This window comes from Arthrobacter sp. ISL-95 (assembly GCF_018613695.1).
In the GTDB taxonomy this organism is placed as follows: domain Bacteria; phylum Actinomycetota; class Actinomycetes; order Actinomycetales; family Micrococcaceae; genus Arthrobacter.
The window spans coordinates 516,893-529,464 of record NZ_JAGGPR010000003.1 but is presented as its reverse complement, the minus strand read 5'-3'; the positions used below and the strand labels follow the sequence as shown (position 1 = coordinate 529,464).

Here is a 12,572-nt window from a genome sequence, read left to right as displayed (position 1 = left end):
CCGGCTACGTGGACGCGAGGTCCATGGTGGTCAAGCGCAGCCACAACCACAGCCGTTTCTGCGGATCCGCCAGGTCCAGGTTGAAATCCTCGGCCAGGCGGGTCACCCGGTACCGAACCGTGTTGTTGTGCACATGAAGCTGGGTGGCCATGGCGGAAATGTTCCCGTTGGAGGCAAGGTAGGCGCGGAGGGTGTCCAGGTAGTCCGTTTGCTGCTCGGCATCGCGGGCTTGGATCCGGGCGATCTCGTCCGCTCCGCCCAGCCCGTTGTCCTCAATGAACTCCCCGATTTTCAGGAGGTTCAAGGGGGCCTGGAAGTCCTCGTAGAGTGCCACGCTCTGCACTTTTCCCGTCCCGGAGGATTTCCCCTCCCGTGCCTGCACGTTCAGCAGGTAATACAGGGTTTGGATGGCCTCGGACCGGGACCGGGGGAGGTCCTCGATGCCTTCGGCAATGCCACCCACCGTCGCGATGACGGGGAACGAACTGATGGTGTGCGAATATGCCTCAATTTCCTGGATGATGCGGCCGTGCGGGCCACGCGGCGAGGTCCCGTTGCAGGGCAGCAGCGCATAGACCACTGAGCCGATCAGGGCGCTGTGGCTGTTCCCGAACTGCACGTTGCACAGAGTGGTCACCAAGTGCAGCAGTCGGTGGATGTCACGCACGGATTCCAGGCTCCCTGTCTCCGGGCGAACAATCGAAAAAGCTGCCACGGCCAGGCCGTTGGCTGTATCCAATCCCAAGTGCGCGGCCGCGAACGACGCATGCGGAGTGTCGTCCATGAGGGTCCGGATGAGGTCGGCATTGCGTCGTTCACCAAAGTCGGAGGCCGAGCGGGCGTGGAGCATGTGCAACCCGGCCAAAGGTGCCATCCGGTCCAACGCATGCAGTGCCGTGGCGCGTTTCTCCTCGCCGGGGTCGATGATCCAGATGGACCCCAGTAGCTCACCGCCTGCACGGACGGCCAGCGCAAGGCGGGCCATGCCGTCGTCGAGCGCCGGAACCACGACCGCTCCGGGGGGCGGCATAGACGATCTTGAAGTCCTGATCGAAGGCCGGCTGGGTGGTTTCCTGCAGGGTGAGCGTGGTGATGCGGCGGAGCTCATCAATGGGCTGGCCGGGGAGCGTGGAATAGCCAAGGATTCGGCCCAGCGGGTCCACAATGCTCGCCGCGCCGTTGGTGATGGAGGCAACGGCATTGGCGAATGCGTAGAGGTCTCCAAGGCGTACGCCGGACACCGAATCGGCCGCGGCACCCATCACGGACACCGCGAGCGCGACTACCGCAAGGGGTTCACCGCCCCGCCGTCCATCAAGCCGAAGACGGTTGTGGAGGGAATGCTGCACCCCGCGTGGGCGCTGGGGTTCCTGGCCAATGACGCGATCGCTTTCCCCAACCTGGACGCGGAGGTCCCCGAAGGACCCCTGGCCAGCTCGCCGGATATGTGGCGGACGCTGCTCGCCGGATCCACGAACCCACTGACTGGGACGATTTCCGCGATCTGCGGGAGCGTTGGAACGGTCCGACCGTCCTGAAGGGAGTGGCCAACCCGAACGACGCCGCACTGGCAGCCGAAATCGGAATCGACGCCATTCAGGTCAGTAACCACGGCGGACGGCAGTTGGATCACATGGCTGCTCCGCTGGATGTCCTTGCGGACATCGTTGAGAGGACTGCCGGCCGGATGGAAATCATCGTCGACGGCGGTATCCGCCGGGGCTCGGACGTGGCCAAGGCCCTGGTGTTGGGCACTGATGCCTGCTCCATCGGGCGCCACTATCTTTACGGACTGGCTGCGGCCAGCGAGGCCGGAGTGGCCCACGTCCTGAAAATGTTCCGGGCAGAAATGACCCGCACCATGATGCTCCTTGGAGTGTCCACCATCGAAGAACTGCGTGCCGAAGGCCGGGAGCGTTCACCCGCACCCAACCCACCCATATCCCCAAGGCCGCACCCATCGGACTTGCACAAATGAGGACCCCCTGATGAAGAATCTCTCTGCCCCCCAACAAACCAAACGTGCCTTACCCGCGATCGTCGTGACGGCAGCGCTCATGCTGGCGGTGACGGCATGCAGCCCCAGCGGCAACGCGTCGACGTCGAACCCGTCCGGCGACGCTGCCGCAGCGAACACCGGCGTCCCCGCGCTGGAAGTCAACCAAGCCGCCGTCGACCTTCTTCCGGAGTCCGTCAAGGCTTCCAAGGTACTGCGGGTGGCCATCCCCACTAACGAACCGCCGACGCAGTTCTACCGCGAAGGTACGCAGGAAATGACCGGAACCAACCCGGACGTGGCCCGTCTCATCGGCGAGGCATTGGGTGTCAAAGTAGACATCCAGGTGGCCAACTTCGACTCCATCATTCCCGGCCTGGCAGCCAACCGTTACGACATGACTGTTTCCTCCATGACCCCTACGGAGAAGCGCATGGAAGTCCTGGATTTTGTTGACTACATGCAGATCAGCATCGAGGAACAGACCATTCAGGCCATGAAGAACCTGGGCGAGGTCCTGGGCGCTCACGGTCTGGACTTCTCCCACGTAGTGAAGGCCACCGTGCACCTGCACCACCCGGGGCGTGACTTTGACGGCTTCAATGCCATCTACGAAAAGTACGTAGTAGCCCCTTACCCGGCGCGCACCACAGTGGGCTCGTTCCTGGGCGACTTCCGGGTGGAGATTGACATCGTAGCGGTTATTCCCTAGGCACGCTCAACCTCCGCGTCCAGGCCTTTCAGGATGCCCGCGATGTATGGTCCTCAACCAGGCCACTCGCCGCGATCTCCCGCAGCGAGTAGATGGCCTTGGCTGCGGAGTCCTTGTCCTGGAAGCAGATGGAGAGAGCGAGTTCCGTCCCGTCGCCGTCGACGAGGCGGACCCGGCAATCACCTCCGGATTCTTCGAACAGTTCAAAGTGCCCGGCCATCTAAGCGGCGCCCCGTTCCGGACCGTCTGCGGGCATCTTTTCGCCAGGGGTCGGTTGCGGACCGGCAGCGTTTCGACGCCGTTCGAGTTCGCAGTTGATCAGGTCCAGCAGCGCTTGGGCCGGTTCGGATAAGTGATGTGTGTCCGGTGACCCGAGCTGATCGCAGTGGATGAGCACGTGGCGGATCCGTTCCAGTTCACGGGACGGCACCAACGGCCAGCGGTGGAACAACTGCCTGACGGCTATGGCTCCAAGGAGGGCATCGGGTTTGTTGGATACTCCGTGGCTTCCGTGGTTTGCGGCTGCTCTTCGTCGAGCAACGCTGGCCGCGGAAGTCGCGACCCCATGGGCCAGGAGAAGTTCTGACTTGAGGGAATTGGGGGCCAAGGCGGACCTCCCTGATAAGTGCGAAGGAAGCCGGCTGCGTGACTATGAAATTAGCTTACCGAATGTGAGTTATGTCATGTCAATCATTACGCAGCCTAACCGCCGTCGTGATTTATCTTTGGCCGCTTCAAAACGGAAGTGCCGCCGACCCCGGATGGGGTGGCGGCACTTCTGCGTCTATCAGAGGTGAACGTGTGGGGTATCGCTCGTTCCGCTGAAGGTCTTGCGGTCGATCCTGATCAGGAGCAACGCGATCGGGGCGATCAGTACGGCCACGCCCGCGGCCCACAGGAACACCAGCGAGTAGCCTGAGGTCAGCGCAGCCAATGTCCCTCCACCGACTGCGGCTGTGGCTGCGGCCGCGATGGTACTGAAGAGTGCGATGCCCAGCGAGCCGCCGATCTGCTGGGAGGCGTTGACCAACGCGCTCGCGACGCCGGCATCGTCCTTGTCCACGCCGAACAGGGCCAGATTCTGCATGGGGACGAAGACCATTCCCAGGCCGACGCCCATCAGGATCAGCGCGGGGAGCATGCTGACCGTGTACGTGCCATCCGGCGTGATTTGAGTGAGCCACAGCATCGCCGCTGCCATGAAGACCGGTCCCAGCGCGCTGGGGATCCTCGCCCCCAGCTTGGGCAGGTTCTTGGCGACCAGGCCGGCGGTGATGATCAGCACCACGGTCATGGGCAGGGATGCAATTCCGGCAGCAAACGGAGCGAAGCCCAGAACAATCTGGAGGTAGAAGTTGATGAACAGGATGCCGCCAATGAGGACTGCGCCGGCCAGGAACGATGCCAGGAAGGCTGCCGCGCGGTTGCGTTCCGTAGCGACGCGCAACGGCAGTAGCGGATTCTTGACCCGGCGCTCGACGACGACGAACAGTATCAGAAGTGCCACGCCTGCGGCGATGAAGCCCCACGAATCGATGGCAGCCCATCCGTGCTCGGCGTTGGCGAAGCCGTAGACCAGGGAGCCCAGGCCCAGCGCGGCAAAAACGACGCCGGGCCAGTCGTATTTGGTGGAACCGCCCGCTTTGCTTTCACTCACCAAAGTCCAGACGCCAACAAGGGCGATGACGGCGATGGGGACGTTGACGAAAAAGCACCAGCGCCACGAAACGAACTCGGTGAGGAAGCCGCCAAGCAGGACGCCGGCGGCCGCTCCCACCCCGCTGATGGAGCCGAAGATGGCGAACGCGGTTCCGCGATCCTTTCCGCCCGGAAAAGCGACCGTCAGGAGTGCAAGCGCTGCCGGGGCGAGCAGTGCGGCAAAGATGCCCTGGAGTGCTCGTGCGCCGATCAGTTCCCACGGCTGCTGCGCGAGACCACCTATCAGGGAGGCCGCCGCGAAGCCGGCCGAGGCTGTGATGAAGGTACGTTTCCGTCCCCAGAAATCCGAGATTCGGCCGCCCAACAGCAAGAAAGCACCGAAGACGAGGGCGTAGGCGGTGACCACCCATGCTCGCGTGGAGTCGCTGATGCCCATCTCCATCTGGAGGCGGGGGAGTGCCAGGTTCACGATGGTGCCGTCCAGGACAACCATGAACTGGGCGAGGGCAAGGAAGGGTAGAGCCCGCCAGCCGATGCCCTTTTTGTTGTTTTCTCCCTTGCCGCTGTGGCCCAAGGAGCCAGACGTCTCGAGTAATTGTGATGCCACGCGTCACCCATTCTTGTCAGTAGTAATACTTATGAAAGCATAACTACTTTTAGTGACTCGTGTAAGTCGTGAGGGCGTGACGTTCGTCCTAAGGGTGTTGTTCCGCTGCCTTCTCCGGTTCGGCAAGGAACGAGGCCAGCCGCTCCAACGCGGGAAGGCTGGCCGCGATCTGATCCCGCTCTTCGGGGAGCAGCCGTTCGCTGGCTTTCGTTAAAGCCTCGGCCCATGCACCTTCGAGGAGCGACTTGATGCGTTTGGACTCGTCCGTGGGGTGGAGGGAGACGTATCGCTTGTCCGCTGCATCCTTGACCCGGGTCACAAGGCCGGCCGCCACGAGCTCGCGCAACTGCACACTTACATTGCTCAGTTGCCGGCCCAAACGGGCGGCCACTTCGGCAACCGTGACTCCGGGGTGGCTTTCAATGACCCTGAGGATCTCCAGTACACCGTTCGAAATGGGGCGAAGGCCTGTTTCGTTGAGCGACTTACGCCGGATATCAGACGAAATATCAATCATGCAGACGGCCAACGCCACATGATCTACTGGCTTTTCTCCCATCCGTCAAGCATAGGTGGGGGCGCCTCGCCAAGCCGCCGGTGCCCAGCTGCAATAGTTGGAGGATGATCAACCAGCAACAGCTCTGGGATGAGGAAGCCGCCGGTCAGTACGACACTCCCGGGGAGGGGATGTTCTCTCCCGAGGTCCTTGTCCCCACAGTCGAGGTCCTGTCCGGGCTCGCCGCGGGAGGTCCCGCCGTCGAATTTGCGATCGGTACCGGGCGGGTGGCCATTCCCCTCTCTGAAGCGGGAGTCCCCGTCAGCGGGATTGAACTGTCCCACGCCATGATCTCCCGTTTGCGGGAAAAGGTAGGCGAGGACCGCATCCCCGTGGTTCAGGGCGATATGTCCCAAGCGCGGGTTGATGGAGAGTTCTCGCTGGCTTTCCTGGTGTTCAACACGATCGCCAATCTCTTAACGCAGGACGAACAGATCCGGTGCTTCGAGAATGCCGCCCGTCATCTGGCACCTGGCGGCCGGTTCGTTATTGAGCTCTGGGTGCCACAATTGCGTTTGCTACCGCCCGGGCACGGCGGAACGGTGGAAGTGAGCCAACCCGGGTACCTGCTGGTAGATACCTACGATGTGCTGCGCCAACATGTCATTTCGCACCACGTGCACTTCAGCCCTGAGCTTTCGGATGGGCGGGAGGCGAAGATCGGGCGGACGCCGCACCGTTACATCTGGCCGAGCGAGCTCGATCTCATGGCACGAGTGGCCGGATTCCAGCTGGAATCCAGATGGGCTGATTGGGACCGCAGCGAGTTCACAGCGGAGTCGCGGAGTCACGTCTCGGTGTACAGGCTCAACACGCGCTAGGGTCTTTACGAATGTCTGTGTGGTTTTACACCCGCGGTGACGCGGGGCTTTTGGGGGAAAGAATGAAGGTTTCGGTTGCGTCCGTCCTGCTCATGGTAGTGCTCGCTTCAGGCTTGGTTGCCTGTACGCCTCAGCCTTCAACGGAAGTGTCACCCTCACCGGCGCCTCCGGTGTCCACCGTTCCTGCCGCCGTCGAAAAAGCGTCCCTCACGGGTGCCAAGGTCGCTGATTCTTTCGGAAATGTGGACTTCTACACCACTGCGGACGGGGACACGTTGGCGGGAGTGGCAGATGCCTTTGAACTCTCCACAGCGAAGCTCGCGCAGTTCAATGGACTGCCGGTCGGAGCGGCTTTGGTGCCGGGGACCAAGCTTCGCCTGATTCCGGCGCCGGGCCCAGCCACCGGTGCCAGGGGCGAGGTCACCGAAGATGCGCACGGCATTCCCGTGAGCTACCGGATTGTGGAGGACGACACTCTGGCCGGCATCACCTACCGCTTTGGAATCACGGCGAAGCAGTTGGCGGAAGCGAACAAAGTCCCCTACGTGCACGAACAGGGCAACACCTACTTCATCCGCACCGGGCATCTGATCCAGTTGCAGAAAAACCCTGTGGACAGCAGATCCGGCACCGGCGCAACGGTCAACAACTCCTTCGGCCAGCCGATCTTGTACACAACCGTCGACGGTGATTCGTTCGACAGCCTCGGCTACAAATTCCGGTCCACCACCGAGCAGTTGCTGATGTACAACCCTGCCCTTTCGGCTGGAAAACCCATCCCTGCCGGCACCAGGATGCGGTTGATGCCGGGAGAGATGCCGATCGATGGCGCCCGGGGAACCTTTACCGCAGACGCGGACGGAATCCCCCTGACGTACACGACGGCGGCGGGAGACACCGAGGGACAGGTCTCGTTCCGCTTCAGTGTTGTGGACATTCGGTCAGCAAACCGGCCACTCACCGGCGGCGCCGGATCCTGGTACGACCTAACGGATGCGCCCTCCGGGGAGTTGGTACCCGGCCAGACCATCAGCATTGCTCTGAACAAGCCGATCAATAAGTAGTCCTGGTTGGGAGCGTCCCATCGCTGTCCAGGCGCGCTGGACAGCGGTATAGTCGGCCCATGCTCTCAATGCGTCGATTTACTTGCCCCCGACCGGTCTCCGGTCGCGAGGGCTGTTTGGCGCGCGCCTAAGTCCTGGCACCGGAGTGAGTCGGGGGAGGAAGCCCCCATTCATTCCGAAATAAGGACCCGCAATGCACACTTATCTCACCCCCTCAGAACTTCACGATGTTCTGAATATCAGGGATCTCTCGAACCCCGACCATGGTCCGCATGCAATGCAATCGCTCCTGGGTGACGTGGTGCACGATCTGCGCCGGCAGTGGAACGTGGCCGAACGTATGGTGCGCCATAGCCCGCTGGTCAGTGTGGCCGATAATTACGATCGGCTGGGATTCAGCGCCGCCGACGTCACTCGTGACCAAAGATACTCCCGCTACATCAGCCCCACCGTCATGCTGCGCAGCCACACCTCTGCTTCCATCCCGTCCCTGTTGCGCTCGCTGGATCCGGAGGAGCTGCTGGACGAGCTGTGGGTCGTACCAGGGTTGGTCTACCGGCGCGATTCCATTGACCGCACCCACGTAGGAACTCCGCATCAGGTGGACCTCTGGCGCGTGTGCTCCACTCAGACGTTGGACTCAGCCCACCTGCGGGAGATGACCAACACCTTGGTGAACGCTGTCCTTCCCGGCGCCGAATGGCGCGTTGTTCCTGCCATCCATCCCTATACGCGAGAGGGCGTGCAGCTTGATGTCCTGATGAACGGTGAGTGGCTTGAGCTTGCTGAATGCGGGCTCGTGACGCCCCGGCTTTTCCTTGATGCCGGCTTGGATCCTGGAACCTGGTCCGGGTTGGCACTTGGGATGGGCTTGGACCGTGCACTGATGCTTCGCAAGGGCGTGCCGGACATCAGGTTGCTCCGGTCTGCCGATGCGCGGATTGAAGAGCAGATGCTGGACCTGTCTCCGTGGAAACCCGTGTCCCCAATGCCATCCATTCGCAGGGATCTGTCCATTGTGGTGGGGAAGGTCATGGACGCTGAACTGCTTGGTGACAGGGTTCGTTCAGCGTTGGCGGGTCGGGCTGAGGACCTGGAAAGCGTTGAACTGCTGGCCCTGACTACGTCCGATCAGCTCCCGGCGGCAGCACGGGATCGGCTTCGAATCCGAGCCGGGCAGGCTAACGCCCTGATACGGCTGGTCTTGCGTCCTCTCGACAGAACGATGACCGATGCGGAAGCCAACCAGGTCCGGGACGATGTCTATCTGGCTCTGCACGAAGGTCCGGTCAAGGAGCTCATCGCAACAGCGAAGTGCAACTTGTGATCCTCAACTTGTGGCACCCGGGATCGCGGCAGATGGGCCAGTGCGGTTCGATTGCTAGGCTGGGCTCATGACCCGTCGCCTTGCAGCCCTCTCCGCCGTCCCCCTGCTGTTGCTGCTCGTGGGCTGCGGCGCCGTGGAGGAAGCTGCCACAAGCGCCGCCAGCGACGCCGCTTCAAAGGTGGCCACGGCCGCTGCCGATGAAGTAACCAAACAAGTCTGCGCTGTAGTCCAGGACGGCTTGGTCAGCGTTCAGGACAAGCAGTTGCTGGCTGGCTTGGTCTCAGCTGCCAGTACTGCCGGCGTCCCGGCAGAAATTACGACGCCGTTGAACCAGATCGCGGAGGCCGGAGACGAAGTCCCGGCAGAGTCGGTTCAAGCTCTCAAGGACGCCTGCGCGCCGTAGTAGTAGTTCATCAACGGGTTAAACAGGCGGTCCGGGTGTCGGAGGTCAGTGCAAAGTTCCCCACCCGTAATAGCTTAAACTCCTTTCTTAGTAAGTAGCCTTATGATACTTTCGGGTTGACTGGAATTGAGCAGACGGTTCCGGTCTCAACTATCAGGATCTTGAGCCGTTTGCCGACAGAGGAGAACTCATGACATCCACCAACAGCCCCGCCGGAACACGAACAACCATCCAACGAGCAGCACAAATTGTAGGAGCGGTATTCCTCCTCGTTGGAGTGCTGGGATTTATCCCTGGAGTCACTTCGAATTACGAGTCGTTGTCTTTCGCAGGACATGATTCAGACGCACTCCTGCTGGGAATCTTTCAAGTTTCCATCCTGCATAACATCGTGCACCTGCTCTTTGGTGTGGCAGGCATTTTGATGGCCCGTACTCCCGGCCAGGCCCGCAATTACCTCATCGGTGGTGGAGCCGTGTACTTGGTGCTTTGGATCTATGGTCTTCTGATCGATCAGGAATCAAGTGCGAACTTCGTCCCGGTCAACAACGCCGACAACTGGCTGCACCTCATCTTGGGACTGGGCATGCTGGCCCTCGGCCTGGCACTTAGCCGGCGGACCACCACTCGCACGGGAACCGTCACTGGAAGGTAACAGGGTCCCGGGCCCCAGCGGTCGTTAGGGAGCCCCAAGCAAACGGGCGGACAGCTGGGCAGTCCGCCCGTTTGCCTGTGCAGTTCTTGCAGCGCCTCAGAGGTGCCGAGGGTGCGTTGTTTTGGGGCAAGATTGCGGTCGACTATCGCGTTGGACCGGCTCCTGCGGGTTCGGCTCCTGTCAGCTTGGCTCTTGTGGGTTCGGCTCCTAACGGTTTGCCTTCTGTGCGTTCCGCCCCTGACTGTTTGGCCTGATGGCCGGGGAGTGGTGGGGGCCTGGACAGAAAACGATGGCCGGGTGGAGTGCGGACTTCAAAGGTGTGCACTTCCCCGGTCATGGTGCCCGCCGCAGTGTCGTTACCAGCGTTCGACCTTTCGGACGTCCCATTGCCCGAGGTGACTTTGGCGGTCCACCCAGGATTTTCTTTGGTGTGGTTGCAGGCTTCGCAGAGGCCCGCCGCGTTGGCCAGGCTTGTTTCTCCGCCTCCCTGCCACGGAACAATGTGATCGATGTGCCGTATGGGCGCGTCGCAGTAGGGCGTTCGGCAGGTGTGGTCTCGGGTCTCAACGAAGCGACGGAGCCGTCGGGGAAAGAACCTCGCTTTTGAGTCCGTTCCCAGGAGCTCAGCGCTGGTTGGCGCGGTGTAGAGACGGCGAAGCCAGACTTGGAACTCGTTGCGCTCGGCCAATGGCTTGTCCTGGCCCCGCTGCTCCTTAGGATTCCCATCCTCCTCGGTCAGCAGTGCTCTGGCCCATTCGGCGGGGACGATTCCGTAGCCTTGGAGCCGGGCTGGTTCGCTGTCGCCTTGGAAGAGGGTGCGGTCGGTCATGACCAGGTTTAGGTTAATCCCCGAGATCCCGCCCGGGGTGCCGGTGACACGTTCGACGAGGGTGTCGGCCATGATCTGGCCGCGAGTCGGGACAGCACTACCCGAATCGGAAGCACTGCCCGAACCGGCGTCACCGCTGGAACGGGCCGAATCAGCCGCCCGCGTCAGCGCGGCATACACCGCCACCCCCTGGGCGACCGGCAACAGCGCGGTCAGGTACGTCATGGTATCCGGTGCCGGACGCAGGCTCACTGTCCGTTCCGCGGCGGCGCGGCTGGCACGCCCGGCCACCGACCGCGGATCACGACGGTACGCGGCAGCTTTCGCCGCCGCAACGATCGCCTTATCGCCCTTCCCGTCGAAGGTCCCAGTATCGGGGGCGAGCTCCTCATCCACCGCACACCGGTCCTCAACAGACAGGCACGCGGTCTCCTTCACCAGCAACGTGGCCCGCCATTCATTCAACTGCCCGGACTGTAACGCAGCCAAAGTCCGTGGCATCTCCATCACCAGGGCCTTCGCCAAACCAAGGAGCCGGGACCCACGGTTCGGGGATTCCCGCCGCGCCAACGCCACCTGCGCACCCACCCCCTGGCCACGCTCGGACGCAGGAACACCAGCCTCGGCTTGCTCGGCACGCTGGGCAAGATCAAAAGCCACCGCAGCGCGGGCGTGCAAAGCGGATATGGCCGACTTCAGGTCTTCCAGACCACGGATTTGATCAATCAACTCACCGCTTTCAGTGCCCAGACGGACCGCGCTCGCGAGAGAGATGAGATCCGAAACCCGGGTCGCGGAGTCCAATAACTGCCCTCGTGACGCGGGAAGGAGCGCGATCGTATCAATCGCTTCGCCCGCCCGAATTTGCTCCATACCCCCACTCTTCCAGCGAGCAGGGCACACCATAAGGCGGCAACCGGCTTATGTGGAAAAGCATCCAAAGCTGAATGCAGCACGCAGCCAAGATGCCCGTCATTCCCGCCCTCGTTCGGGTGACACACCGTTGGGCGGGGTGGGAATCGTACGAGTGCGGGAAGGGCGGGGCGGGAAGCGAACGAGTGCGGGAAGGGCGGGGCGGGAAGCGAACGAGTGCGGGAAGGGCGGGGCGGGAAGCGAACAAGTGCGGGAAGGATAGGCGGGACAAACGCTAGCGCCGCTCCAGCACTGTCCTTGTCCGTACTGTGATCGCGGCACCGAGGACCAAGGCTGCAGCAACAGCCGCTGCGATCGCCGTCGGGAATGACTCAGATGCGTCGGCGCTGCGCCCGACGGTGATCCACGCAAGGCCCCATGCGATGGCGGCTGCGAGGGCGAGCCGGCCGTGACCCTTGATGGCCAAGGCAATGCCCACAACGGCTACCACTACCAGGACGCCCACTGACCAAATTTCGGGTCGCAAGCCGAAGCCCTCAAAACCTGCAGCCTTCAACGCGGCTGCGATGTTGGCGCACACTGCCACGCTGGTCCAGCCCAGGTACAACCCTAAAGTCCCATCAACAACAACAGCCTCCACCCAGGAACCTGCGCGGCTCTGGCTGTAGCGGAGGAACGCCAGCACAAGCGTCACCAGCAGAGCAAGGATCACCACCACACTGACAAGAAGAAAGCCCGCCTGCACGGAAAGGATCCACGCCGCATTGAGGATCATGGACACGGCAACGATCCAGCCGAGCGACCGCTGCCGCGGATTGGTCCGCTGGGACGGCAGCCACTGCCACACCGTGAAAGCGGCGAGCCCGGTGTACACCACCGATTATATGGAGAAGGCTGGTGTGGCTGGCGCCAGAAGGGTTGAGTCTGCGGCCAAGGCGCCGCCGGCAGCCTGCGCGATGGGCGTCCCGCCAAAGACTCCGACGCCGATCATCGAACCGACAATGCAGACCACCAAGCTCACGGTGACTGCGATCTGCCGCATAGATCCGGGCTTTGGGTTTTCATCTGCT

The 12,572-nt window shown here is 62.3% G+C and carries 16 protein-coding genes; 8 read left to right on the top strand and 8 right to left on the bottom strand.

The genetic code is table 11. The features are described from left to right. Window positions 1-4 precede the first annotated feature (4 nt). Window positions 5-1,009 carry a helix-turn-helix domain-containing protein gene (locus J7I86_RS04815; protein WP_214816207.1) on the bottom strand — a complete coding sequence of 335 codons (1,005 nt, stop codon included), beginning with the start codon at window positions 1,007-1,009 and terminating at the stop codon, window positions 5-7. On the opposite strand from J7I86_RS04815, the gene J7I86_RS04810 reads away from it, so the two are divergent. The 3 genes from J7I86_RS04810 to J7I86_RS04800 are packed head-to-tail and all read left to right on the top strand — an operon-like array spanning window position 984 to window position 2,708. Further along, window positions 984-1,538, top strand: coding sequence for a hypothetical protein (locus J7I86_RS04810; RefSeq protein WP_214816204.1), 555 nt, complete (start codon window positions 984-986; stop codon window positions 1,536-1,538). The two genes, J7I86_RS04815 and J7I86_RS04810, sit on opposite strands and share 26 nt — an antisense overlap. Continuing rightward, window positions 1,448-1,978, top strand: coding sequence for an alpha-hydroxy acid oxidase (locus tag J7I86_RS04805; protein ID WP_214816201.1), 531 nt, complete (start codon window positions 1,448-1,450; stop codon window positions 1,976-1,978). Before J7I86_RS04810 ends, J7I86_RS04805 begins: the two co-directional genes overlap by 91 nt. Before the next feature lie 10 nt (window positions 1,979-1,988). Beyond that, on the top strand, window positions 1,989-2,708 hold the full coding sequence (locus J7I86_RS04800; protein ID WP_286179297.1) for a transporter substrate-binding domain-containing protein: 720 nt from the start codon (window positions 1,989-1,991) through the stop codon (window positions 2,706-2,708). 28 nt (window positions 2,709-2,736) lie between these two features. Here J7I86_RS04800 and J7I86_RS04795 read toward each other — a convergent pair whose 3' ends face one another. The 4 genes from J7I86_RS04795 to J7I86_RS04780 all read right to left on the bottom strand — a co-directional run bounded on the left by J7I86_RS04795 (window position 2,737) and on the right by J7I86_RS04780 (window position 5,533). Continuing rightward, window positions 2,737-2,928 (bottom strand): hypothetical protein, encoded by a 192-nt coding sequence (locus J7I86_RS04795; protein WP_214816198.1) that lies wholly within the window; start codon window positions 2,926-2,928, stop codon window positions 2,737-2,739. Next, on the bottom strand, window positions 2,929-3,315 hold the full coding sequence (locus J7I86_RS04790; RefSeq protein WP_214816194.1) for a hypothetical protein: 387 nt from the start codon (window positions 3,313-3,315) through the stop codon (window positions 2,929-2,931). 180 nt (window positions 3,316-3,495) lie between these two features. After that, window positions 3,496-4,974, bottom strand: coding sequence for an MFS transporter (locus J7I86_RS04785; RefSeq protein WP_214816191.1), 1,479 nt, complete (start codon window positions 4,972-4,974; stop codon window positions 3,496-3,498). 88 nt (window positions 4,975-5,062) lie between these two features. Beyond that, window positions 5,063-5,533: a MarR family winged helix-turn-helix transcriptional regulator gene (locus tag J7I86_RS04780; RefSeq protein WP_214816188.1), complete on the bottom strand. Its 471-nt coding sequence runs from the start codon at window positions 5,531-5,533 to the stop codon at window positions 5,063-5,065. 62 nt (window positions 5,534-5,595) lie between these two features. Between J7I86_RS04780 and J7I86_RS04775 the strand changes: the two genes are divergently transcribed. The 5 genes from J7I86_RS04775 (at window position 5,596) to J7I86_RS04755 (ending at window position 9,800) form a co-directional block, all read left to right on the top strand. After that, a complete protein-coding gene (locus J7I86_RS04775; protein WP_214816185.1) occupies window positions 5,596-6,351 on the top strand; it encodes a class I SAM-dependent methyltransferase in 756 nt (251 codons plus the stop codon). A gap of 62 nt (window positions 6,352-6,413) precedes the next feature. After that, the gene (locus tag J7I86_RS04770; protein ID WP_214816182.1) at window positions 6,414-7,415 is read left to right on the top strand and encodes a LysM peptidoglycan-binding domain-containing protein; all 1,002 of its coding nucleotides are present in this window, start codon (window positions 6,414-6,416) and stop codon (window positions 7,413-7,415) included. Window positions 7,416-7,608: 193 nt separating this feature from the next. Then, on the top strand, window positions 7,609-8,742 hold the full coding sequence (locus tag J7I86_RS04765) for a hypothetical protein (protein WP_214816179.1): 1,134 nt from the start codon (window positions 7,609-7,611) through the stop codon (window positions 8,740-8,742). Between the two features lie 67 nt (window positions 8,743-8,809). Beyond that, on the top strand, window positions 8,810-9,145 hold the full coding sequence (locus J7I86_RS04760) for a hypothetical protein (RefSeq protein WP_214816176.1): 336 nt from the start codon (window positions 8,810-8,812) through the stop codon (window positions 9,143-9,145). A 190-nt stretch (window positions 9,146-9,335) separates the two neighbouring features. Continuing rightward, a complete protein-coding gene (locus J7I86_RS04755) occupies window positions 9,336-9,800 on the top strand; it encodes a DUF4383 domain-containing protein (protein ID WP_214816173.1) in 465 nt (154 codons plus the stop codon). Window positions 9,801-9,942: 142 nt separating this feature from the next. On the opposite strand, the gene J7I86_RS04750 is transcribed toward J7I86_RS04755, so the two are convergent. From J7I86_RS04750 to J7I86_RS22625, 3 genes are all read right to left on the bottom strand, one after another. After that, window positions 9,943-11,502 (bottom strand): HNH endonuclease, encoded by a 1,560-nt coding sequence (locus J7I86_RS04750; RefSeq protein ID WP_214816170.1) that lies wholly within the window; start codon window positions 11,500-11,502, stop codon window positions 9,943-9,945. Between the two features lie 274 nt (window positions 11,503-11,776). Beyond that, window positions 11,777-12,376, bottom strand: a complete 600-nt coding sequence (locus tag J7I86_RS04745; protein ID WP_286179295.1) for a tryptophan-rich sensory protein — start codon at window positions 12,374-12,376, stop codon at window positions 11,777-11,779. A gap of 6 nt (window positions 12,377-12,382) precedes the next feature. Next, window positions 12,383-12,544: a hypothetical protein gene (locus J7I86_RS22625; RefSeq protein WP_286179294.1), complete on the bottom strand. Its 162-nt coding sequence runs from the start codon at window positions 12,542-12,544 to the stop codon at window positions 12,383-12,385. Between the last annotated feature and the right edge of the window lie 28 nt (window positions 12,545-12,572).

Coding starts and splice junctions, on each gene's coding strand:
- J7I86_RS04795 (WP_214816198.1), bottom strand. CDS start 2,928: ATGGCCGGGCACTTTGAACTGTTCGAAGAATCCGGAGGTGATTGCCGG.
- J7I86_RS04765 (WP_214816179.1), top strand. CDS start 7,609: ATGCACACTTATCTCACCCCCTCAGAACTTCACGATGTTCTGAATATC.
- J7I86_RS04775 (WP_214816185.1), top strand. CDS start 5,596: ATGATCAACCAGCAACAGCTCTGGGATGAGGAAGCCGCCGGTCAGTAC.
- J7I86_RS04755 (WP_214816173.1), top strand. CDS start 9,336: ATGACATCCACCAACAGCCCCGCCGGAACACGAACAACCATCCAACGA.
- J7I86_RS22625 (WP_286179294.1), bottom strand. CDS start 12,544: ATGCGGCAGATCGCAGTCACCGTGAGCTTGGTGGTCTGCATTGTCGGT.
- J7I86_RS04780 (WP_214816188.1), bottom strand. CDS start 5,533: ATGGGAGAAAAGCCAGTAGATCATGTGGCGTTGGCCGTCTGCATGATT.
- J7I86_RS04810 (WP_214816204.1), top strand. CDS start 984: ATGCCGTCGTCGAGCGCCGGAACCACGACCGCTCCGGGGGGCGGCATA.
- J7I86_RS04770 (WP_214816182.1), top strand. CDS start 6,414: ATGAAGGTTTCGGTTGCGTCCGTCCTGCTCATGGTAGTGCTCGCTTCA.
- J7I86_RS04800 (WP_286179297.1), top strand. CDS start 1,989: ATGAAGAATCTCTCTGCCCCCCAACAAACCAAACGTGCCTTACCCGCG.
- J7I86_RS04760 (WP_214816176.1), top strand. CDS start 8,810: ATGACCCGTCGCCTTGCAGCCCTCTCCGCCGTCCCCCTGCTGTTGCTG.
- J7I86_RS04750 (WP_214816170.1), bottom strand. CDS start 11,502: ATGGAGCAAATTCGGGCGGGCGAAGCGATTGATACGATCGCGCTCCTT.